Here is a 16,235-nt window from a genome sequence, read left to right as displayed (position 1 = left end):
GGCAGACGGAACACATTGAAAGAAAAATAAAATTTCGGAACGAGACGTGTTCTTTCGCCATATGCGGCATTGCCCAAGTGGGTATCAATGAGGCGCAATTGCCGCTGACCTATAATGGACGGACTCCTCGGCCGAGCTCTCGAACTTGGACCAACAGAACCATTCGGCCACGCAGCTGAGCCGTTCAGGCCATCAGATGTTCTTCCGCGACAGTCATCCTAGTTTTTCCTTTCCGTCCGCCGTCACCGTAGGGGACTATGCAGTTGAAGCGAGGGGTTTCTTGGCGCGAGCGGCTGCGGGCATAGCCATGAGTGCGGGCCTGTTTATGGTGCGGAGCTTTGTGTGCTACGCGAACCACCCAAACGCTCCGATGTTGCAGGAGTGTTATTTGATAGGCTCTGTTCGCCTGGAAGCGATGATCGCTATCGCCCGCTACGGAAGAACGACGCATCCCCGCCTGCAGCGGGCAATTGCAATGACAATGCTGTTCGTCGTAACCATTCCGACCGCTTGATTTTAGAGGAGACGCAGCATGGACCGATTCACCGGCGGTTGCCTGTGCGGCAACGTCCGAATTGTGGCGTCGGGACTCCCATACCGGGTCGGCCTTTGTCACTGTCTCGACTGCCGCAAGCATCATGGGGCCCTTTTTCACGCTTCCGCGGTGTTCCCTCAGGATGCGGTGACGATCGATGGCGAAACACGCGACTACGTCGGGCGGTTTTTCTGTCCCCGCTGCGGCTCCTCCGTTTTCGCACGCAGCGCAGACGAAATCGAAGTGAACCTAGGATCCTTGGATGCCCCTGACCAACTGATGCCAACCTACGAAAGCTGGATCATCCGTCGCGAGTCCTGGTTGCCGCCATTTCCGCTCAAGAGACGATACGACCGCGATCGTGACGCCACGGGTCGCTTTGAGGAGTAGGTCGCCGACCGGCAGCTTTCGGATCGAATGGCCATTTGGGAGATCAGGCCGGCGCATCACTCCGGAAGACCGGCCTTGCGGTAGCCATCAATGAAATGCTCAAGCGTCGCAGCGTCGCGGAATGGCTCCGTCGTGGCCCAGTGGCAGGTTGTGAAATGCGGGTTGCCGACGAGGAACAGTTCGACCTCTGCGCGCGCCTCGTCGAGCCGGCCCAGCTGGGCAAGGCTTGCCGCCAGGAAACGGCGTGAGCTTGTACGATAAGTCTCGTCCCTGCGCAGTGTCTCGACAGCCGCCTCGTACTCGCCGGCCGCATATTGCGCCTGGCCAAGCGTCAGATAGTACCAACTTGCCGGAAACGGGTTCAGCCGGAACGCCTTGCGAATGTGCTCAAGGCCCTCCTCGATCCGCCCGGCCAAGACCGCGATGTCGGATAATGTCGCCCAGGTGTCGGCCTCATTCGGGTCGAGCTCGATCGCCTTGGCGAATTCCGCATCCGCCTCGGCGAAGCTGCGGTCATATGCAAGCAGGTAGGCCAGGACCCAGCGGCAGCCAGCATCGTTGGGATCGATCGCTACAGCTTTGCGCGCCAGTTCCAAAGCAACGCTACGGTTAGGTTCAATTGGTTCGCCCCAATGCACCCATCCCATCCAGTGGTTCATGGCAAGCCAGCGATAGGCCTCGGCGTATCCCGGATCGAGCGAAACCGCGCGCGTGAGCATCAGATGCGCTTCCCGTGCCGTCTGCGGCGACTCATCGATCAGCTTGCGCGCCCGCACGCAGAGATCGTAAGCCTCGAGATTTTTGGGCCGATTGCGCGGCGGCGGTGCGCGCAGCCGACCGAGTAACGCCTCCACGATCTTAGCCGTCACCTCGTCCTGAACGGCAAAGATATCTTCGAGGCTGCGGTCGAAGCGTTCCGCCCATAAATGATCGCTACTCACCGCGTCGACCAGCTGTGCGTTGATGCGCACGCGCCCCGCGGCGCGTCTTGCGCTACCCTCCAGCAGGTAGCGTACGCCAAGATCCTGTGCGATCTCGCGCACGTCCATCGCCCTTCCTTTGTAGGCAAAGGCCGAGTTGCGCGCGATGACGAACAGGCCGGAGATCCTGGACAGGTCGGTTATCAGGTCTTCAGTCAACCCATCCGCGAAGGATTCCTGCTCGGGATCGTTGCTGACATTAACGAAAGGCAGCACGGCTATCGATGGTTTGCTGGGCAGCGGCAAAGGTTTTCGCTTCGCGCCACCGAGCTGTTCGACGGCCCCCGTGAAGCGGTAGCCGACGCGCGGAACCGTGGCGATCCATTCACCGCCATCGGCGGCCGGACCAAGCAGCTTCCGCAGCAGCGCGATCTGGACGGTGAGGTTGCCTTCCTCGACGGCCATGCCCGGCCACGCCGCGTCCATCAACTCGGCCTTGCCCAGGATTTCGCCGGGCCGTCCGACGAGCGCCGCAAGCAGCTTTAGCGCGCGGTAGCCAACGGCAACGGGGACATCGTTCCGAAGGAGCGTTCCCGCTCCGGAATCAAGCACGAACGGACCAAAGGCAAAGCGCGATCCCTGCATACGGCGCATCATAGTCCGTTTGGAACTTTTGAGAACTATTTGGGAGAGCTTAATTACGACGCTGTTCGTATCCTGCAGAATTCATCCTCTTTCAGGTCGAGGCCTCCCGGACCCTCGAACCAGATGGAGGTTGCCATGAACGATACTCCCGCTTTTGCGTCGGCCCCGCATCAGGCAGCGCGGCCGGGAACGCCCGTGGGGCCGGCGGAAGTGTCGCGTCGGCGCTACAGCCTGGCGACCTTGCGAAGGATTATCGCGACCTGGCGCGAACGGATACGCTTTCGCAGGAAACTTGAGCAAATGTCGAAGGCCAATCGCCATTTGATCGACGATATCGGTCTGACGAGACGGCAGGTCGAGGCAGAGATCGCCAAGCCCTTCTGGCGACGATAATCCTCGTCCTTGGTGCGCCGAAAGCATCTCAGACCGGTGCGAGAAGCTGGGCCGCCGGAACGCCGAACATCCTCAATGTCGCCGTCTCGCGGGCAAAGCAGAACCTTTACGTCGTAGGTTCCTATGGCGCCTGGTTAGGCGTCGGGCAGTGCGATCCGAGATGCTAATTGACTGAAATTCCACCACGTCAAGCTGTAGCGTATAATCGGCGGTAATCGGCGGCTATATCGTACCATAGAGGGCTATCGGCGGTCTTTGGCGCCTCCGATGAGACCAAATCCTCTAGTGGCGGACGATCGAATCAATATCCGAGCCAATCTGCACCTGGGTGCCAAGGCCTGATCCCCAGGAATCGCCACGGCCCTGCTGGCGACCGCAGCAATCAGAGGGAACCTTTGCCTTGTCAGCCTGTTGACCGCCTGTTGCACGGCAGGCTGGGAGGACGGAATGAAATCGTTGCACACTGCCATTGTCATGGCCCGCGGCGGTCGCGAGGGGTTTGTGAAATCCGCCAATGGCGTTCTGGAGATGCGGATGGTCATGCCGCGCGCCCTTGGCGGGCCTGGCGAGGCGTTTGGCACCAACCCTGAGGAGCTGTTCGCCGCAGGGTACGCCGCCTGCTTCGAGTCCAGCCTGCGGCTGGAGGCACGCCGGCGCGGCTTCGCCCTGAACGATATGTCCGTCGTTGCCGAGGTCACCATCGGTAAGGACGGCGAGGGGTATGTCTTATCGACGGTGATTGTCGGCTACCTGCCGGGTTTAGAGCAGGCGGATGCAGAAGCGCTGATGCAGGCAGCGCACGCAACCTGCCCCTATTCGAAGGCCACGCGCGACAACCTGCCGGTCACGCTCCGTACGGAAACATCAGCACCGCCGCAACCGGATGGGCTGCGTCTGGCGTCGGCGGATTCTCCCACCGGGTAAACCGAGGGAGTAGGCTGGCGCCGCCCCGCCGTGGTTGGAGGCTGTCCTCGCGACGCAAAGGGTAGTGCTCCCGCACCTGACCAGACAATGCCACACACAGCTGGTCAGAGGCGTGACGCGCCTTAGGCAATCGCGCCCGGTCGACGACAACCGGTAAGGACGGTCCGAAGACGAGGGCGTAGACCGCAAGGACATGCGGACGCAAAGGCGTAGCAATCATCCGGAAGTCGACGGGCGAATCCTCACCGCCGCGTCCCTTCGAGGCACCGTCGCCGCGGATCATCACTCAGTGAACCGGTAGGATCGGCCGCGCCACACCGGCGGGGCACCGCGCAGGGCACGGGCCAGCGCCGAGATCTGGATCGCAAGGGTTGCCAGCACGCCCAGCGGATGCAGGACGGCGCCGAGCCAGGACTGCCGGAACCGCAGCGCCAGGGCGAGCCGCAGGCCAAGCGACAGGCCGGTGGCCAGAAGGGCCAGCAACAGCACGCCCGGCGGCAAATCAAGCAGGAACGCCGCAGCGACGAGCAGAAACGGCAGAACGTGCCCCCCGAACAGGAGCACGGTCCAGACCGGCAGGGCCGCGGGCGTCGCCATCCCCTCCGTCGCGTTCTTCGAAAACCCGGCCCATACGGCGCGCGCGCCCTCGTACATGCGGCAGGATGCGATTTCGGTCGCATCGAACAAGTCGGTCCGCAGGCCGCAACGGCGGAAGGCGCGTGGTAGTGTCAGCCCGTCATGCAACGACGACCGAATGGCAGCGTGACCGCCGGCGCGCTCGTAGGCGGCGCGGCGCACCGCAATGAGCTGACCGCAGGCCGCGCCGAAGGCGGGCCATACGGTCCAGCGCAGGCCCGGCATCGGAAGATAGCCGAGCAGGAGGAAGAGGATCATCGGTACGACCAGCTTCTCCGCCAGGGTCCGCGTTACCTGATGCGGGAAGCCGCTGGCCAAGGCGACGACAGGACGAGCCTGAAGAAAGGCCGCGACGCGCGCAAGCCCGTCCGGCGCAAACCGGACGTCGGCGTCGACGAAGAGCATCAGCTCGTGGTGTGCGAGACCGGCGAGCCGATGGCAGGCATGTTGCTTGCCCGACCAGCCGGTGGGCAAAGGTGGGGCCATCGCCAATCGAACCCGCGGGTCCACCGCCGCTACGGCGCGCACGATCTCGGCCGTGCGATCCGATGAATGGTCGTCGAGCACCACGACCTCCAGATCCACACCGGTGCTCGCGAGCACCGCGTGCAGCGCGCCGCCGATCTGTGCCGCCTCGTCACGGGCGGGGATCAGCATCGAGATCGCTGCGGGCCGCGCTCCGTCGCCGACAACGGCGGGCGCCGGCCGCGGGTGCCGGTAGAAAAAGAGGTTCATCGCCGCGACTGCGGCAGGCAGGGCGGCCAGGACAAGAGCGCACCAGGCGAGGAATTCGATCATCAGCGGTCCCCGTGCCCCGGCCTGAAAGATTGCCCGAGCAGGCCGGCCCGGGCGCGCCGCCACACGTCATAGACTCCGCCCACACCGATGCTGCCCTCCAGAACCGGCAGGAAGCGGCTCGGGTCACGGCTCAAAGCGTCCCGCGCGAGGACATCCATCGCCTCCTCCAGATGGCGCTGGAGCAGCGGGAGCAGCCGCGCCGGCATTCGGTCATGTCCGAGGACCGGTGCGCCGAAACGTGCCAACGCCTCGGGATAGCGCTCATCCCAGAACGGATATTCAAGCGCCAGTGGCAGCAGGATTGCGGCTGGGACGCGGCGCGCGAGATAGGCAATGCCGGGCATCAGTAGAACGGGACGCTCGCGCGGGTCAACGAGCCGACCCTGTGCCGTGACCACCAGGAGCGCGGCGGGGTCGCGCAGCAGGTCCTCGCCGAGCTTCAGGAACTGCGCTCCGCTCCACAGCCAGTTCTGCCGCACTCCGAAGACCCCGAGCCGCCGCATGAAGCCGTACTTCTTCAGCGTTTCGCTGTTCATGGGCCCGTAGGCCGAACGGCCGGCGAAGAAGCGGTCCGTCAGCAGAAGGACGATGAGTGGATCCCACCAGGAGGGGTGATTGGCGTAGACGATCACTGGACGGCCCGGCGGCAGCTCGGGCAGGCTATCGCGGCTGACGCGGACGGCGTGGAAGCTGCGGCCGACGTACCGGCGCGTGTAGCGCGTGAAATAGCGGACGAAACGCGGTGAGCGCTGATGTCGCGGATCCACTGCCGAATTGCCCTGTGCTGCTGCCACCGTCCGGACCTTCACCTTCGGTTAAACTGCCGTCTCCGAGGCAATTTCGGCGGCGCCGGAGCCGCCGCGGTCGCGGTCGAGCGCGTCGGCGGCGATCCAACCCGACATCAACACCATCGGCATGCCCGGTCCGGGGTGGGCCGCGCCGCCCGCGAGATACAGCCCGCGAAGATGACAACTGCGGTTGCCCGGCTTGAAGGCGCCAAAGAAAAGGCCATGGCTCGCCAGCCCATAGATCGCGCCGTCCAGCACGCGGTAGCGGTCATGAATGTCCTGCGGCGTAAGCGCACGCTCGAAGCGGATCCGTGCCTCGAGATCGCGCAAGCCTGCAGTCCGCGCGAGCTTGTCCAGAATGATCCGGCGATAGGCGGGGAGCATCGCCGTCCAGTCGTGGTGCGGCCGCAGGTAGGGCGTATGGACGAGGACATAGAGGGCCTCGCCGCCCGGCGGCGCGACAGCCGGCTCCGTGCGCGCCGGAGCCGCGAGGTAGCAGGTGGGATCGGGCGTGGGCTCGCCTTTCCGATAGATCCAGTCACACTCCTCCTCCGGGTCGTTCGAGAAGACGAAGTTGTGGTGCAGCAGGTGGTCATAGCCGCGATCGAGACCGAGATAGAGCACGATCCCGGAGCAGGCCGGCTCGATCCTCCGCCGCCGACGCAGAAAGCCCCGCGCGGGCTCGCCGCCGACGAGCTCGCGGTAGGTGCGCACGCTGTCCATGTTCGACACCACGGCCGTGACCTCGATCCGTTCGCCCTGGTCGGTCTCGATCGCGGCGACGCCGCCTCCGCGGTGCAGAATGCGCGTCGCGCCGACGTCCGTCCGGACCTCGACCCCCAGCGCGCGGGCAAGGCGCTCTAGCGCCACCGCCACCGCCCGTGTGCCGCCGCGCGGGTACCACACGCCGCCGTCCGTCTGCATATGGGCGATGGAGCAGAGCACGGCGGGGGCACCATAAGGCGAGGAGCCGACATACTGCACAAAATGGTCAAGCATCTGGGCGACGCGGGGGTCGCCAACCCGCCGTCGGATCACCGATGCAACGGACATGCCGAAGCGCAGGCTCAAGACATCGCGCAGGATCGAGAGATCTAGGCTCTTGCCGAGGTCGAGCGTGTCGCGGATGTCCTCCACCGGCTTCCAGAAGAAGAAGCGCTCCGAGATCCCGTGGAGGCGCTCGGACAGGCCGATAAAGTCGCGATAGCCCGCCGCAGCGTTTGTCGCGGCACCGCCCAGGGCGGGGATCTGCTTCGCCATCGTCTCGACGTCCTCGACCAAGTCGAGAACCGAGCCGTCATCGAAGAAGCAGCGCCACTGCGGGTCAAGGCGAACGAGGGCGAGCACGTCGTCGAGGTCGTGCCCGGCTTCCGCGAAGATCCGCCGCAGCACGCGCGGCACCGTAAGGATGGTTGGTCCCATGTCGAAGCGGAAGCCGTCCGACTCGAGGGCCGCCGCCTTGCCGCCCAGCCAGGGGTTCTTCTCGAGCAACACGACACGGTACCCGCGCGCCGCCAGGGTGCAGGCGGCGGCAAGCCCCGCCAAGCCGCCGCCGATGACGCCGACCGGTACCGGCCCTGGCCCGCTTTCGTCCATCGCGGGCCTCATTCCGCGGCCATCCTCAGCTGTCCGAGGCCGAGATTCCCGCTCACCAGGCGTGCGGTGATCCGCGCGCTTTCGAAGATGGCGGGCAGTCCGCTGCCCGGGTGGGTCCCGCCGCCGACGAGATACACACCTTCGAGGTCCTCGAACTGGTTGTGAGGCCGCAAATGCAGCATCTGATCCATCGAGTGGGCCAGGTTGAAGGTCGCGCCGCGATGGATGGCCATGTCCTGCTCCCAGTCAGCCGGCGTCACGATGCGCTCGAACCGAATGCGCCGCTCGAGGTCTGCCGGCAGGCCTATCCGCGTGAGTTGCCGGAAGGCCAGCGCACGGAACTCGGCGCGCCGCGCTGCCCAGTCGATGTGCGGCGTGCGGTGCGCGACCGGCACGAGCACGTAAAGCGCGCTGCAACCGTCTGGCGCCTGGCCGGGGTCGGTCGCGCAGGCGTTCTGCACGTAGAATGACGGATTGACCGGCAGGCTCCGCCCGGTCTGAATCTCGGCGATATTGCGCGCATAGTCATGCGCCAGCCAGATCGTGTGATGGGCGAGATCCGGAAACCGGCCATCGACCCCGAGATACATCATGAAGGTTGAGCAGGAGAATTTCTTGCCGGCCAGCCGCCGATTCGTCCAGCGGCGACGGAGCCGGTCGGGTACCAGCGCTGTCATGGCGTGGGCGAAGTCGGCATTGAGGACGAGCGCATCGGCGCGTAGCTCGGTGCCGGCCTCGGTCCGTACGCCCACAGCCCTTCGTCCCTTGAAGAGGATCTCCTGCACCGGGTCGGCCAGCCGGATCTCGGCCCCCATTTCGCCGGCCGCAGCCGCCATCGCCTGCATGACCGCACCGCACCCGCCGCGCGGATGGAAGACGCCGTACTCGTACTCGATGAAGGACAGGATCGTGAAGAGGCTCGGGCATTGAAAGGGTGACATCCCGAGATACTTGCTTTGAAAGGAGAAGGCGAGGCGCACCCGCGAGTCCTTGAAGTGGCGGGTCAGGTCGCTGTCCACACTCCTCGTCGGCCGAAGGAGGGCAAGCGCCTTGATCACGGCGGGGTCCAGGAAGGCGCTCAGGCTGGTGAAGGGTCGCTCCAGGACCGGCCGAAACGCCGCGAGCTTGCGGCGATTGTCGGCCATGAACTGCGGCAGTGCCTCAGCGTCCGCCGGTGCGAAGCGTCGAATCTCGGCCTGCATGCGCTCAAGCTGGCTGGTCGCGTGAATCTCCTGGCCGTCCTCGAAACGGAGATGATATTGCGGATCGAGGCGAAGGAGATCGACACACTCCTCCAGTCGGCGACCGCAGGCTCGGAAGATGTCCTGAAGGGGGCGCGGGTAGAGGAAGAAGGTCGGTCCTATGTCGAACCGGAAGCCATCAGCCTCGATCGTACCCGAGCGCCCGCCGAGGCGCGGCTGGCGTTCGAGGATTGTCACCCGCGCGCCCGCCGCTGCGAGCAGCATGGCAGTGGCCAGGCCACCCGGCCCCGCTCCGACAATGACGACGTGCCGCATCACTCCACCCCCGTTTGCACGTGGTCCATGATGGCCGCCATCCGGGGATGTCCCTCCGGGGTGGCAGTCTCCGGCGCGCCGCTCCGGGCAGGAAAGTAGATCGTGCGCCAAAAGGTTCCAGCGCCCGACGAAATTTTTGCGGCCATCCAGCGCGCTGAGGCCGTGCAGACGGCCTGGGCCGCCCGTCCAGTGGCGGCACGGCTCAAGATCCTGAGGCGCCTCCGGCCGGCATTGGCGGCCGACGCCGCGGTCCTGGGTTATGATCTGGCCGCCCTGCGTTCCGACTGGCGCGCTGGCGACAAGATGGTCGCCGAGGTCTTGCCGCTGCTCGAGGCCTGCCGTTTTCTGGAGCGTAGTGCGGCGGGGCTTCTTGCCGCCCGTCGGCTCGGATCGCGCGGCCGTCCCCTCTGGCTGTTCGGCACACGCGCGGAGGTCCGGCGCGAGCCTCTCGGTGTGGTCCTGATCCTGGCCCCGTCCAACTACCCGTTGCTTCTGGCGGGCGTGCAGATTCTCCAAGCGCTCGTTGCCGGAAATGCGGTGTTCGCCAAGCCGGCGCCGAACTGCGCTGGGCCGCTGCTGCGCCTGGCCGAACTGCTCGACGCCGCGGGGCTTCCGGACGGCTTGCTCACCCTGCTCGGTGAGAATCGGTCCCAGGCTGAAAGAGCGATCGCAACCGGACGCATCGCTAAGGTGATCCTCACCGGGTCGGCCGAAACAGGGGGAGCCGTGGCACGGGCACTCGCCAGCGGCAATCGGCCAATCCCCGCAGTCATGGAGCTGTCGGGGAGCGATGCGGCGTTCGTGCTGCCCGGCGCCGACCTCGACCTCACCGCGGCGGCGCTGCTCTATGGACTGCGGCTCAATGGAAGCGCGACCTGCATCGCGCCGCGGCGAGTCTTCGCCGCCTCCGGCGCGGTCTCCAATCTCCTTGAGCGGCTGCGCGGGAAGCTTGCGGACCTGCCGCCTGCGCCTCTCCCCGCCGCCAAACGGGTGCATCTCGATTCCCTGCTTGCAGAGGCAGAGCGCGCCGGCTGCCACCTGCACCGCGCCACCGCAGGTGTGGACGCAGGTTTTCGCCCGGTGCTGGTCGAGGGGGCGCGAACTGATCTGGCGCTGCTGCGTGAGGACGTGTTCGCGCCGGTGCTCAGTTTCGTGGCCGTGGACAGCGTTGAGGAGGCGCTACGCCTCGATAGGCACTGTCCCTATGCGCTCGGCGCCTCGGTCTTCGGCCCCCCGCGCGCGGCCCACGCGCTCGCGCGGCGGATCGAGGCCGGGGCGGTCACCGTCAACGATGTGATCGTGCCCACTGCCGATCCCCGCCTGCCGTTCGGTGGACGCGCGGCGAGCGGCTTCGGGGTGACCCGCGGTCCCGAGGGGCTGTTGGAGATGACTGCGGTGAAGGCGATCACGCGGCGTGGGCGTCTCCTGCGACCGTCACATCTCGATCCGCCTCGTGACGACGATGCCGAGATCTACGCGGCACTGATCGCCGCCCTGCATGGCGACGGAGCCGGCCGATGGCGTGCCTGGGCCGAACTCGTGCGGCGTTTGGCGCGACGAATGCGCTGAGCCTCACTTGGTCACGGCCAATGGACGAGCTCTATGCGGAGCCGAATCGGCTCGTTCCCTACTTCGAAAGCGGCCTCCGCGAAGCTCGGCCGACCGGGCCGCTTCGACGGGTTGTTGCTGAAGCCATATGCTTCCGTCGGCATGCCGACCAAGTTGGCATCCAGCTTGCCGTTCGCATTCTCGTCGTGAAGGATCAGCAGCGCATACCGGCCAGGCCCGGGTGCCTGCAGAATGAAAGGCCCGTTCAGCCGCGCGGCAGGAAACCGCTGCGTCAGCTCGCAGGAGGCCCTGGCCTTGTAAGTCGCGGACGAGCACAGGGCGACGAGGATGTCGCCGCCGCGGTCGCGGAGGCCGCGGAGGTCGACCGTCACCGGAGACCCGGCCGTGGCGACCGACGCTGCCGCCACACCCAAGAGTGTGAGCATCGAGGCGAAGCCGGCGGCCGCCAACCTGACGTTGCGATGGTCGAAACGCATGCTCTTTCCCTCACAGCCCGGGTCAGGCGGTGTAGGTGCCCTTGGCCCGCGCTTTCGCCGGCCCTGGTGAGTTGCCGCGCCTTCCTGCAGATTATGTGTCCTGGCACCACCGATTTCAACGGGACGTCCGGCGCCACCGCAGGGCCGTAGCTGGCGTATCCAGCGCATGACGCCGTCGGCTCGATCCGCGCCGCCTTGGTGGGCACTGAGCACAGGAGCCACCATGTTACTGTCGTCGATAACGGTCCGTTTGCGTCGCCTCGTCCTGTTCATGGCTCTTGTCCTGGTCGCTTCAGCCGCCGCGAGTTGCACTCCGGAGCGCGACCCGATGGACCTTCGGACCGCCGAACGCACCTGGCTCTTGAACGATGCGCTTGCCTGCCCACCGGACTATTGCAGGGCGGAGGCCGACATGATGAGCCCGGCGTTTGACGTCGCGGCGCATGAGTTGGCGGCTGCAACGCGCCGAGCGATCCAGGCGCAGCCGCGCACGCTGCTGCTGCATGCTGCGGAGCCGGGCGGGCGCGGGCAGCTTGTCTACCAGCAGCGCACGCCATGGGCGGGCTTTCCCGACACTATTTGGATTGAGTTCATCCCCCTGGACAGGACGCGTTCGACCCTCGCCGTCTACAGTCGCTCGGACTACGGTCTGCTCTGGGACTTCGGGACCAACCGTGACCGTGTCGAGCGATGGCTCGGCGCGATCGCGGCTGAGATCACGACCGAGAGTGACGGCACCTAACCACCTCCGCGGACGATTTGTTGGCCGCCTTGCACGCCGGCCCGACGTTGCTTCAGCGCGGCGCGGGCGGGCGGCGCGCGCAAATCGTCCGCACCCCCGGACCGGACCGCGGCATGATCAAAGGCGCGAAGCCGACCCGTGCGAGAAGCGCACGGAGCTCGGCGCCGGAGCGGACATGGCCGCCCCAGAGCAGGTTCTGCAGGCGCGCGAGCGCGGAGGCCCGGTCCGCGCCTGGCCCGCTCATCGTCGCCACCAGCGCCCAGCCGCCCGGCCGGAGCGCGCCATGGACGCGGCGCAGCGCTGGCTCTACGACGGCGTCGGATAGGAACATCTGCGGCACCACCGCGAGGTCGAACGCCGCGCGGTCCCGGAGGTCTTCGATCCTCTGCCGGCGCAGCTCGATCCGCGCCGTGAGCCCAGCCTCGGCGATCTTCTGGCGCGCGATTGCGAGAGACGCCGGCGCCGGCTCGAGCCCGACAACGCGCAGACGGGGAAACCGGCGGCAGAATGCAACGCTGAGCGCGGCCGCGCCGGCGCCCACATCGAGCAGCGCGGCATTGGAACTCTCAAGGCGCGGCACCAAGCCGGGCAGTAGCGCGAGCTTCTCCATCTCCGCTTCGGCGATCGCGGCCGATAGCGCACCCTGCGCCTCGATGAGCTCCGGATCGGCATGGCGCCAGCCGCCCAGGTCGAGGTCGCCGGCCTTGGCCCGGTCGAGGAAATCCCGGCTCTGGAGCAGTCCGGCGCGAAGTGTCGCGCGCAACGCCGCCGCACCTTCCGAATTCGCGAAGGGCCGAAGACCCGGCGCAGCTTCGAACGAATCGCCGGATCGACGCGCGAATCCGAGGGCGACGAGCAGATCGAGAACGGCCTCCGCGATCGGCGTGGGGAGCCCGGCGCGCGCCGCCAGTAAGGTCAGCGGCCGCGCTTGGCCGAGATCCTCGATCAGCGTTGTCTCGGCCGCTGCGGCCAAGGCATTGGCGGTCCAGACCGATTCGAGAAGGGCCTGCACCGACCGCTCCACTTGCTCCCGCTGCTGCACCGCCCGCCGACCGCGCAGCCGGGCCAGGCTCCGCACGGGTCGCGTCCCGGCCATCCGATCGACGACGCGTCCAGCGATGTAGGACAGCAAGGCGGGCAAGCGCGACGCCATGACTCGTAAACTCCCGCTGAGATCGGGAACAAAGCGTAGTGCGTCCAGTCCCGTGCCCGGTAATCATCCGGCCCGATCGCTTCGAACGGGCACAGGAAAAGCTCGAGCGCCAAAACCCCATCGTGACGCCACCGCGGACGACGAGCAGCCCGATCCTTCTCGCGAGCCTGATTCGATGCGAGATCTGCGGCGGTGCGATGACACTTCGCACGGGCAAAGGCGGTCGATATCGTTATTACACCTGCTGCAGCCGCGCGCGTATGGGCACTACGGCATGCTCAGGGCAGAGTTACCCGATGGCCAAAATCGACGACATCGTCATCAAGCACTTCCTCGGTCGGATCGTGCGGCCTAATCGGCTTCGCACAATCATCGGCAAGGTTCTCGAAGATCGGAGCGGGTTACGGAGCAGGGCGACAGCCGAGGTCGACTCGCTCAAGCGGCAGTTAGCGAGCTGCGAAACGAAGATAAATAACCTTTACAGGCTTCTCGAGAGTGGAAATACCGTGAAGGATGATCTTCTGATTAAGCGCCTTCTCGGCCATCAACTCGTTCGTCCGTATGTGCGGTCATTCATCGACCGAATTACCATCGGTCGGCAAGAAATACGGATTCGCGGCCCGAAAACAGCTCTCGCCAATGCCGCCGAAGAGCTGGCAGCGGACCCTGCCGCCGCGGTGCCCACTTTTGTTCAGAATTGGCGCACCCGACACGATTCGAACGTGTGACCTCTGCCTTCGGAGGGCAGCGCTCTATCCAGCTGAGCTACGGGTGCATGCCCAGGCCCGGCCGCGGGGCGGCGGGCTGAATCGGAGGGCACCATACTGCATCGGCGCCGCCGGCGCAAAGCATGTCTGCATCTGCCTTTAATCTTCCGGGCGCTCCGCTATCGGGCCGTCCACCAAGCGCCGTCGGAGGCCTGTCGCGTTCCTTCGTCCGTGCCGCTGGCGGGTGGTCCCGCCACCGGCTTGCCCCGCACCGCCTTGTCGTCGGTGAGCGCCAGGCTGTCGCTGTCGGAGGCGAGCACGGCGGCCGCGACCTGATCGGCGCCCGAGGGCAGCGGCGCCTCCGGATCGGCGATCCAGGCGAGGACGTCGTGGCGCACGACCTCGGCCTGGAGGTCGCGCAGCAGCATGTGATAGCCGTCGGGATATATGGCGATGCGATGCTCGGCCGGCGGGTTCGGCGGCAGACGGCGCAGCATGGCGAGCGCCGCTTCCGGCGGCACCACCTCCTCATGGCTGCCATAGAGGATCAATGCCGGCCCGTCGAGCTCCGGCGCGGCTTCCAGGGCCCGGTCCATGACGTTGACCAGGCCGTAGATCGTGTCCACCCGCGTCTCCTTGATGACCAACGGGTCGAGCGAGAGTGCGCGCAGCATCTCGATATTGTCCGACGGCCAGATCTCGAGCCCCTCGCCGGTCAGCGTCATCCAGGGCACGGTGTGGGCGGTCAGCCACAGCAGCGCGCTTTGAAACGGCCCTTGCAACTCGCGGCCCCAGACCGCCGGCGCGGCCAGGATGATTCCGTCTGCGTCCGGCGGGGCCGAAGATGTCGCCGCAGCCATGACGATGGCGCCGCCCATGCTCTCGCCGAGGAGATAGAGCGGCAGATCCGGGTGACGGGCGTGCAGGAGCGCCGCCGCCGTTCGCAAATCCTCGATCAGCCTATCCTCACCGGGCCACAGGCCGACATAGCGCGTCGCCCCGAAGCCGCGCTGGTCGTAGGCATAGGTGGCGATGCCGTGCTCGGCCCAGTACGCGGCCGTTTTGGTGAAGGCGTTCGAGTAGTCATTGAAGCCATGCAGGGCGAGGATCACCGCCTGCGGCTCGCCCTCCGGCAGCCAGCGCCGGAGCGGCAGCGCGACGCCGTCGTTCATGACAAGCCGATCCTCGGTGACGTGCGGCGTCGCCGTCGGTGTGCCGACCGCGATCGGTTGAACGCGCGGCGCGCAGGCGCCGAGAACAAGGGCAAGCAGCAGTCCGAGCGCTGCACCGGCTGTCGCGCCGCGACACCCGATCAGGCGTCTCATCCGTCGATATCGTGCCCGACGCGCGGGCGCCGATCTGCCGCCATTGCCGGATCCGACTCTCCGGCATGCGCGCCGCGGGTGAGCTGCAGGAAGATGTCCTCGAGATCGGTTTCCAGCGTCGTCATGTCGACGACCTCGAGCCCGGCCGTCTGCACCGCCGCCAGAATCTCGCCGATCCGGGTCCGGCTCGGCTGGTAGCGCAGCAGAAGACGCCGCGGACCCTGGAGTTCGGCATCGAAGCGGGCGAGCGGCGCCGGAATCCCCGGCAGGTCCGTGGCCGTCAGGAACACCAGTTCCTTGCGGTCGAGTCGGCGCAGCAGCGCGGAGGTGGTGTCGCAGGCGATCACCTGGCCGTGGTTGATGATCGCGATCCGGTCGCAGAGCTGCTCCGCCTCCTCCAGATAGTGCGTCGTCAGCAGGACCGTCGTGCCGGCCGTGGCAAGCCCTCGGACATACTCCCAAAGCTGCTGGCGCAGCTCAATGTCGACGCCGGCGGTCGGTTCGTCGAGCACCAGGACCGGCGGCCGATGCACCATCGCCTTGGCCACCATCAAACGGCGGCGCATGCCGCCGGACAGCGTCCGCGCATAGGCGGTCGCCCGGTCGGCGAGGCCGACCGCGCTCAGAATCTCCTGCGTCCGCCGTTCCCGCTTCGGCACGCCATAGAGTCCCGCTTGCAGATCGAGCAGTTCGGCCGGCGTGAAGAACGGATCGATGTTCAGCTCCTGCGGCACGACGCCGATGGCCGCCGCCGCGGCGCGCGGCGACCGGTCGAGATCGGCGTCCCAGATCCGGACAGTGCCCGAGCTCTTATTGACAAGCTGCGCCATGATGTTGATCAGCGTCGATTTCCCGGCCCCGTTCGGACCCAGCAGGCCGAACAGGCTTCCGCGGGGAATCTCGAGATTCACGTCGATCAGCGCCCGCTTTCCCGGCCCGGTCTTCCGTCCGCCGCCATAGACCTTGTTGAGACCGGCAATTTCGACCGCGTTCGCCGGCATCGGAGGCGTGTCGGCGAGTACGGGATCGGGGCGGGAGATGGCTGTGCTGGACATCAGGACAATCGGGCGGATATGACTTCGACAGACGCGGATGCAGCTGACATATGGGGTGCGGGCGGC

The 16,235-nt window shown here is 66.4% G+C and carries 16 protein-coding genes and 1 tRNA gene; 7 read left to right on the top strand and 10 right to left on the bottom strand.

Going from position 1 to position 16,235, the window contains the following annotated elements; genetic code table 11:
- Positions 1-145 precede the first annotated feature (145 nt).
- Together DT069_RS14015 and DT069_RS14010 are read left to right on the top strand one after the other, a co-directional pair.
- Positions 146-514, top strand: a complete 369-nt coding sequence (locus tag DT069_RS14015) for a hypothetical protein (RefSeq protein ID WP_119460926.1) — start codon at positions 146-148, stop codon at positions 512-514.
- Between the two features lie 18 nt (positions 515-532).
- Positions 533-925, top strand: coding sequence for a GFA family protein (locus tag DT069_RS14010; protein ID WP_119460925.1), 393 nt, complete (start codon positions 533-535; stop codon positions 923-925).
- A gap of 56 nt (positions 926-981) precedes the next feature.
- Here DT069_RS14010 and DT069_RS14005 read toward each other — a convergent pair whose 3' ends face one another.
- A complete protein-coding gene (locus DT069_RS14005; RefSeq protein WP_119460924.1) occupies positions 982-2,490 on the bottom strand; it encodes a winged helix-turn-helix domain-containing tetratricopeptide repeat protein in 1,509 nt (502 codons plus the stop codon).
- A 135-nt stretch (positions 2,491-2,625) separates the two neighbouring features.
- On the opposite strand from DT069_RS14005, the gene DT069_RS14000 reads away from it, so the two are divergent.
- Together DT069_RS14000 and DT069_RS13995 are read left to right on the top strand one after the other, a co-directional pair.
- Positions 2,626-2,883 carry a DUF1127 domain-containing protein gene (locus DT069_RS14000; protein ID WP_119460923.1) on the top strand — a complete coding sequence of 86 codons (258 nt, stop codon included), beginning with the start codon at positions 2,626-2,628 and terminating at the stop codon, positions 2,881-2,883.
- A 447-nt stretch (positions 2,884-3,330) separates the two neighbouring features.
- The gene (locus DT069_RS13995) at positions 3,331-3,807 is read left to right on the top strand and encodes an organic hydroperoxide resistance protein (RefSeq protein WP_119460922.1); all 477 of its coding nucleotides are present in this window, start codon (positions 3,331-3,333) and stop codon (positions 3,805-3,807) included.
- A 282-nt stretch (positions 3,808-4,089) separates the two neighbouring features.
- Here the strand turns inward: DT069_RS13995 and DT069_RS13990 are convergent, their stop codons facing one another.
- Genes DT069_RS13990 through crtI form a run of 4 tightly spaced genes read right to left on the bottom strand, consistent with a single transcriptional unit; the run spans position 4,090 to position 9,142 of the window.
- Entirely contained in the window at positions 4,090-5,241 is a 1,152-nt protein-coding gene (locus DT069_RS13990) for a glycosyltransferase family 2 protein (protein ID WP_425450233.1), read from the bottom strand.
- Positions 5,241-6,035, bottom strand: coding sequence for a lysophospholipid acyltransferase family protein (locus DT069_RS13985; protein WP_119461035.1), 795 nt, complete (start codon positions 6,033-6,035; stop codon positions 5,241-5,243). Before DT069_RS13985 ends, DT069_RS13990 begins: the two co-directional genes overlap by 1 nt.
- Before the next feature lie 21 nt (positions 6,036-6,056).
- Positions 6,057-7,625, bottom strand: coding sequence for a phytoene desaturase family protein (locus DT069_RS13980; protein ID WP_119460921.1), 1,569 nt, complete (start codon positions 7,623-7,625; stop codon positions 6,057-6,059).
- Positions 7,626-7,633: 8 nt separating this feature from the next.
- Positions 7,634-9,142 (bottom strand): phytoene desaturase family protein, encoded by a 1,509-nt coding sequence (gene crtI, locus DT069_RS13975; RefSeq protein WP_162913193.1) that lies wholly within the window; start codon positions 9,140-9,142, stop codon positions 7,634-7,636.
- A gap of 102 nt (positions 9,143-9,244) precedes the next feature.
- Between crtI and DT069_RS13970 the strand changes: the two genes are divergently transcribed.
- Positions 9,245-10,711, top strand: coding sequence for an aldehyde dehydrogenase family protein (locus DT069_RS13970; protein ID WP_425450232.1), 1,467 nt, complete (start codon positions 9,245-9,247; stop codon positions 10,709-10,711).
- A gap of 11 nt (positions 10,712-10,722) precedes the next feature.
- Here DT069_RS13970 and DT069_RS24650 read toward each other — a convergent pair whose 3' ends face one another.
- Complete coding sequence (locus tag DT069_RS24650) at positions 10,723-11,187, bottom strand: DUF2141 domain-containing protein (RefSeq protein ID WP_162913192.1); 465 nt, start codon at positions 11,185-11,187, stop codon at positions 10,723-10,725.
- Between the two features lie 223 nt (positions 11,188-11,410).
- On the opposite strand from DT069_RS24650, the gene DT069_RS13960 reads away from it, so the two are divergent.
- Positions 11,411-11,929 (top strand): DUF1499 domain-containing protein, encoded by a 519-nt coding sequence (locus DT069_RS13960; protein ID WP_162913191.1) that lies wholly within the window; start codon positions 11,411-11,413, stop codon positions 11,927-11,929.
- Between the two features lie 52 nt (positions 11,930-11,981).
- Here the strand turns inward: DT069_RS13960 and DT069_RS13955 are convergent, their stop codons facing one another.
- Entirely contained in the window at positions 11,982-13,082 is a 1,101-nt protein-coding gene (locus DT069_RS13955) for an SAM-dependent methyltransferase (protein ID WP_119460918.1), read from the bottom strand.
- Positions 13,083-13,120: 38 nt separating this feature from the next.
- Between DT069_RS13955 and DT069_RS13950 the strand changes: the two genes are divergently transcribed.
- Positions 13,121-13,810 carry a recombinase zinc ribbon domain-containing protein gene (locus tag DT069_RS13950; RefSeq protein WP_162913190.1) on the top strand — a complete coding sequence of 230 codons (690 nt, stop codon included), beginning with the start codon at positions 13,121-13,123 and terminating at the stop codon, positions 13,808-13,810.
- Here DT069_RS13950 and DT069_RS13945 read toward each other — a convergent pair.
- The 3 genes from DT069_RS13945 to DT069_RS13935 form a co-directional block, all read right to left on the bottom strand.
- Positions 13,781-13,857: transfer RNA gene (locus DT069_RS13945), tRNA-Arg, on the bottom strand. The genes DT069_RS13950 and DT069_RS13945 overlap by 30 nt on opposite strands.
- A gap of 111 nt (positions 13,858-13,968) precedes the next feature.
- Positions 13,969-15,114, bottom strand: coding sequence for an alpha/beta hydrolase (locus DT069_RS13940; protein WP_119460916.1), 1,146 nt, complete (start codon positions 15,112-15,114; stop codon positions 13,969-13,971).
- Positions 15,111-16,169, bottom strand: coding sequence for an ABC transporter ATP-binding protein (locus DT069_RS13935; RefSeq protein ID WP_119460915.1), 1,059 nt, complete (start codon positions 16,167-16,169; stop codon positions 15,111-15,113). The genes DT069_RS13940 and DT069_RS13935 overlap by 4 nt, the downstream gene beginning before the upstream one ends.
- Between the last annotated feature and the right edge of the window lie 66 nt (positions 16,170-16,235).

The sequence above is a fragment of the Virgifigura deserti genome, assembly GCA_003576685.1.
Taxonomy (GTDB): domain Bacteria; phylum Pseudomonadota; class Alphaproteobacteria; order Dongiales; family Dongiaceae; genus Virgifigura; species Virgifigura deserti.
This window is presented reverse-complemented; position numbering and strand designations above follow the sequence as displayed.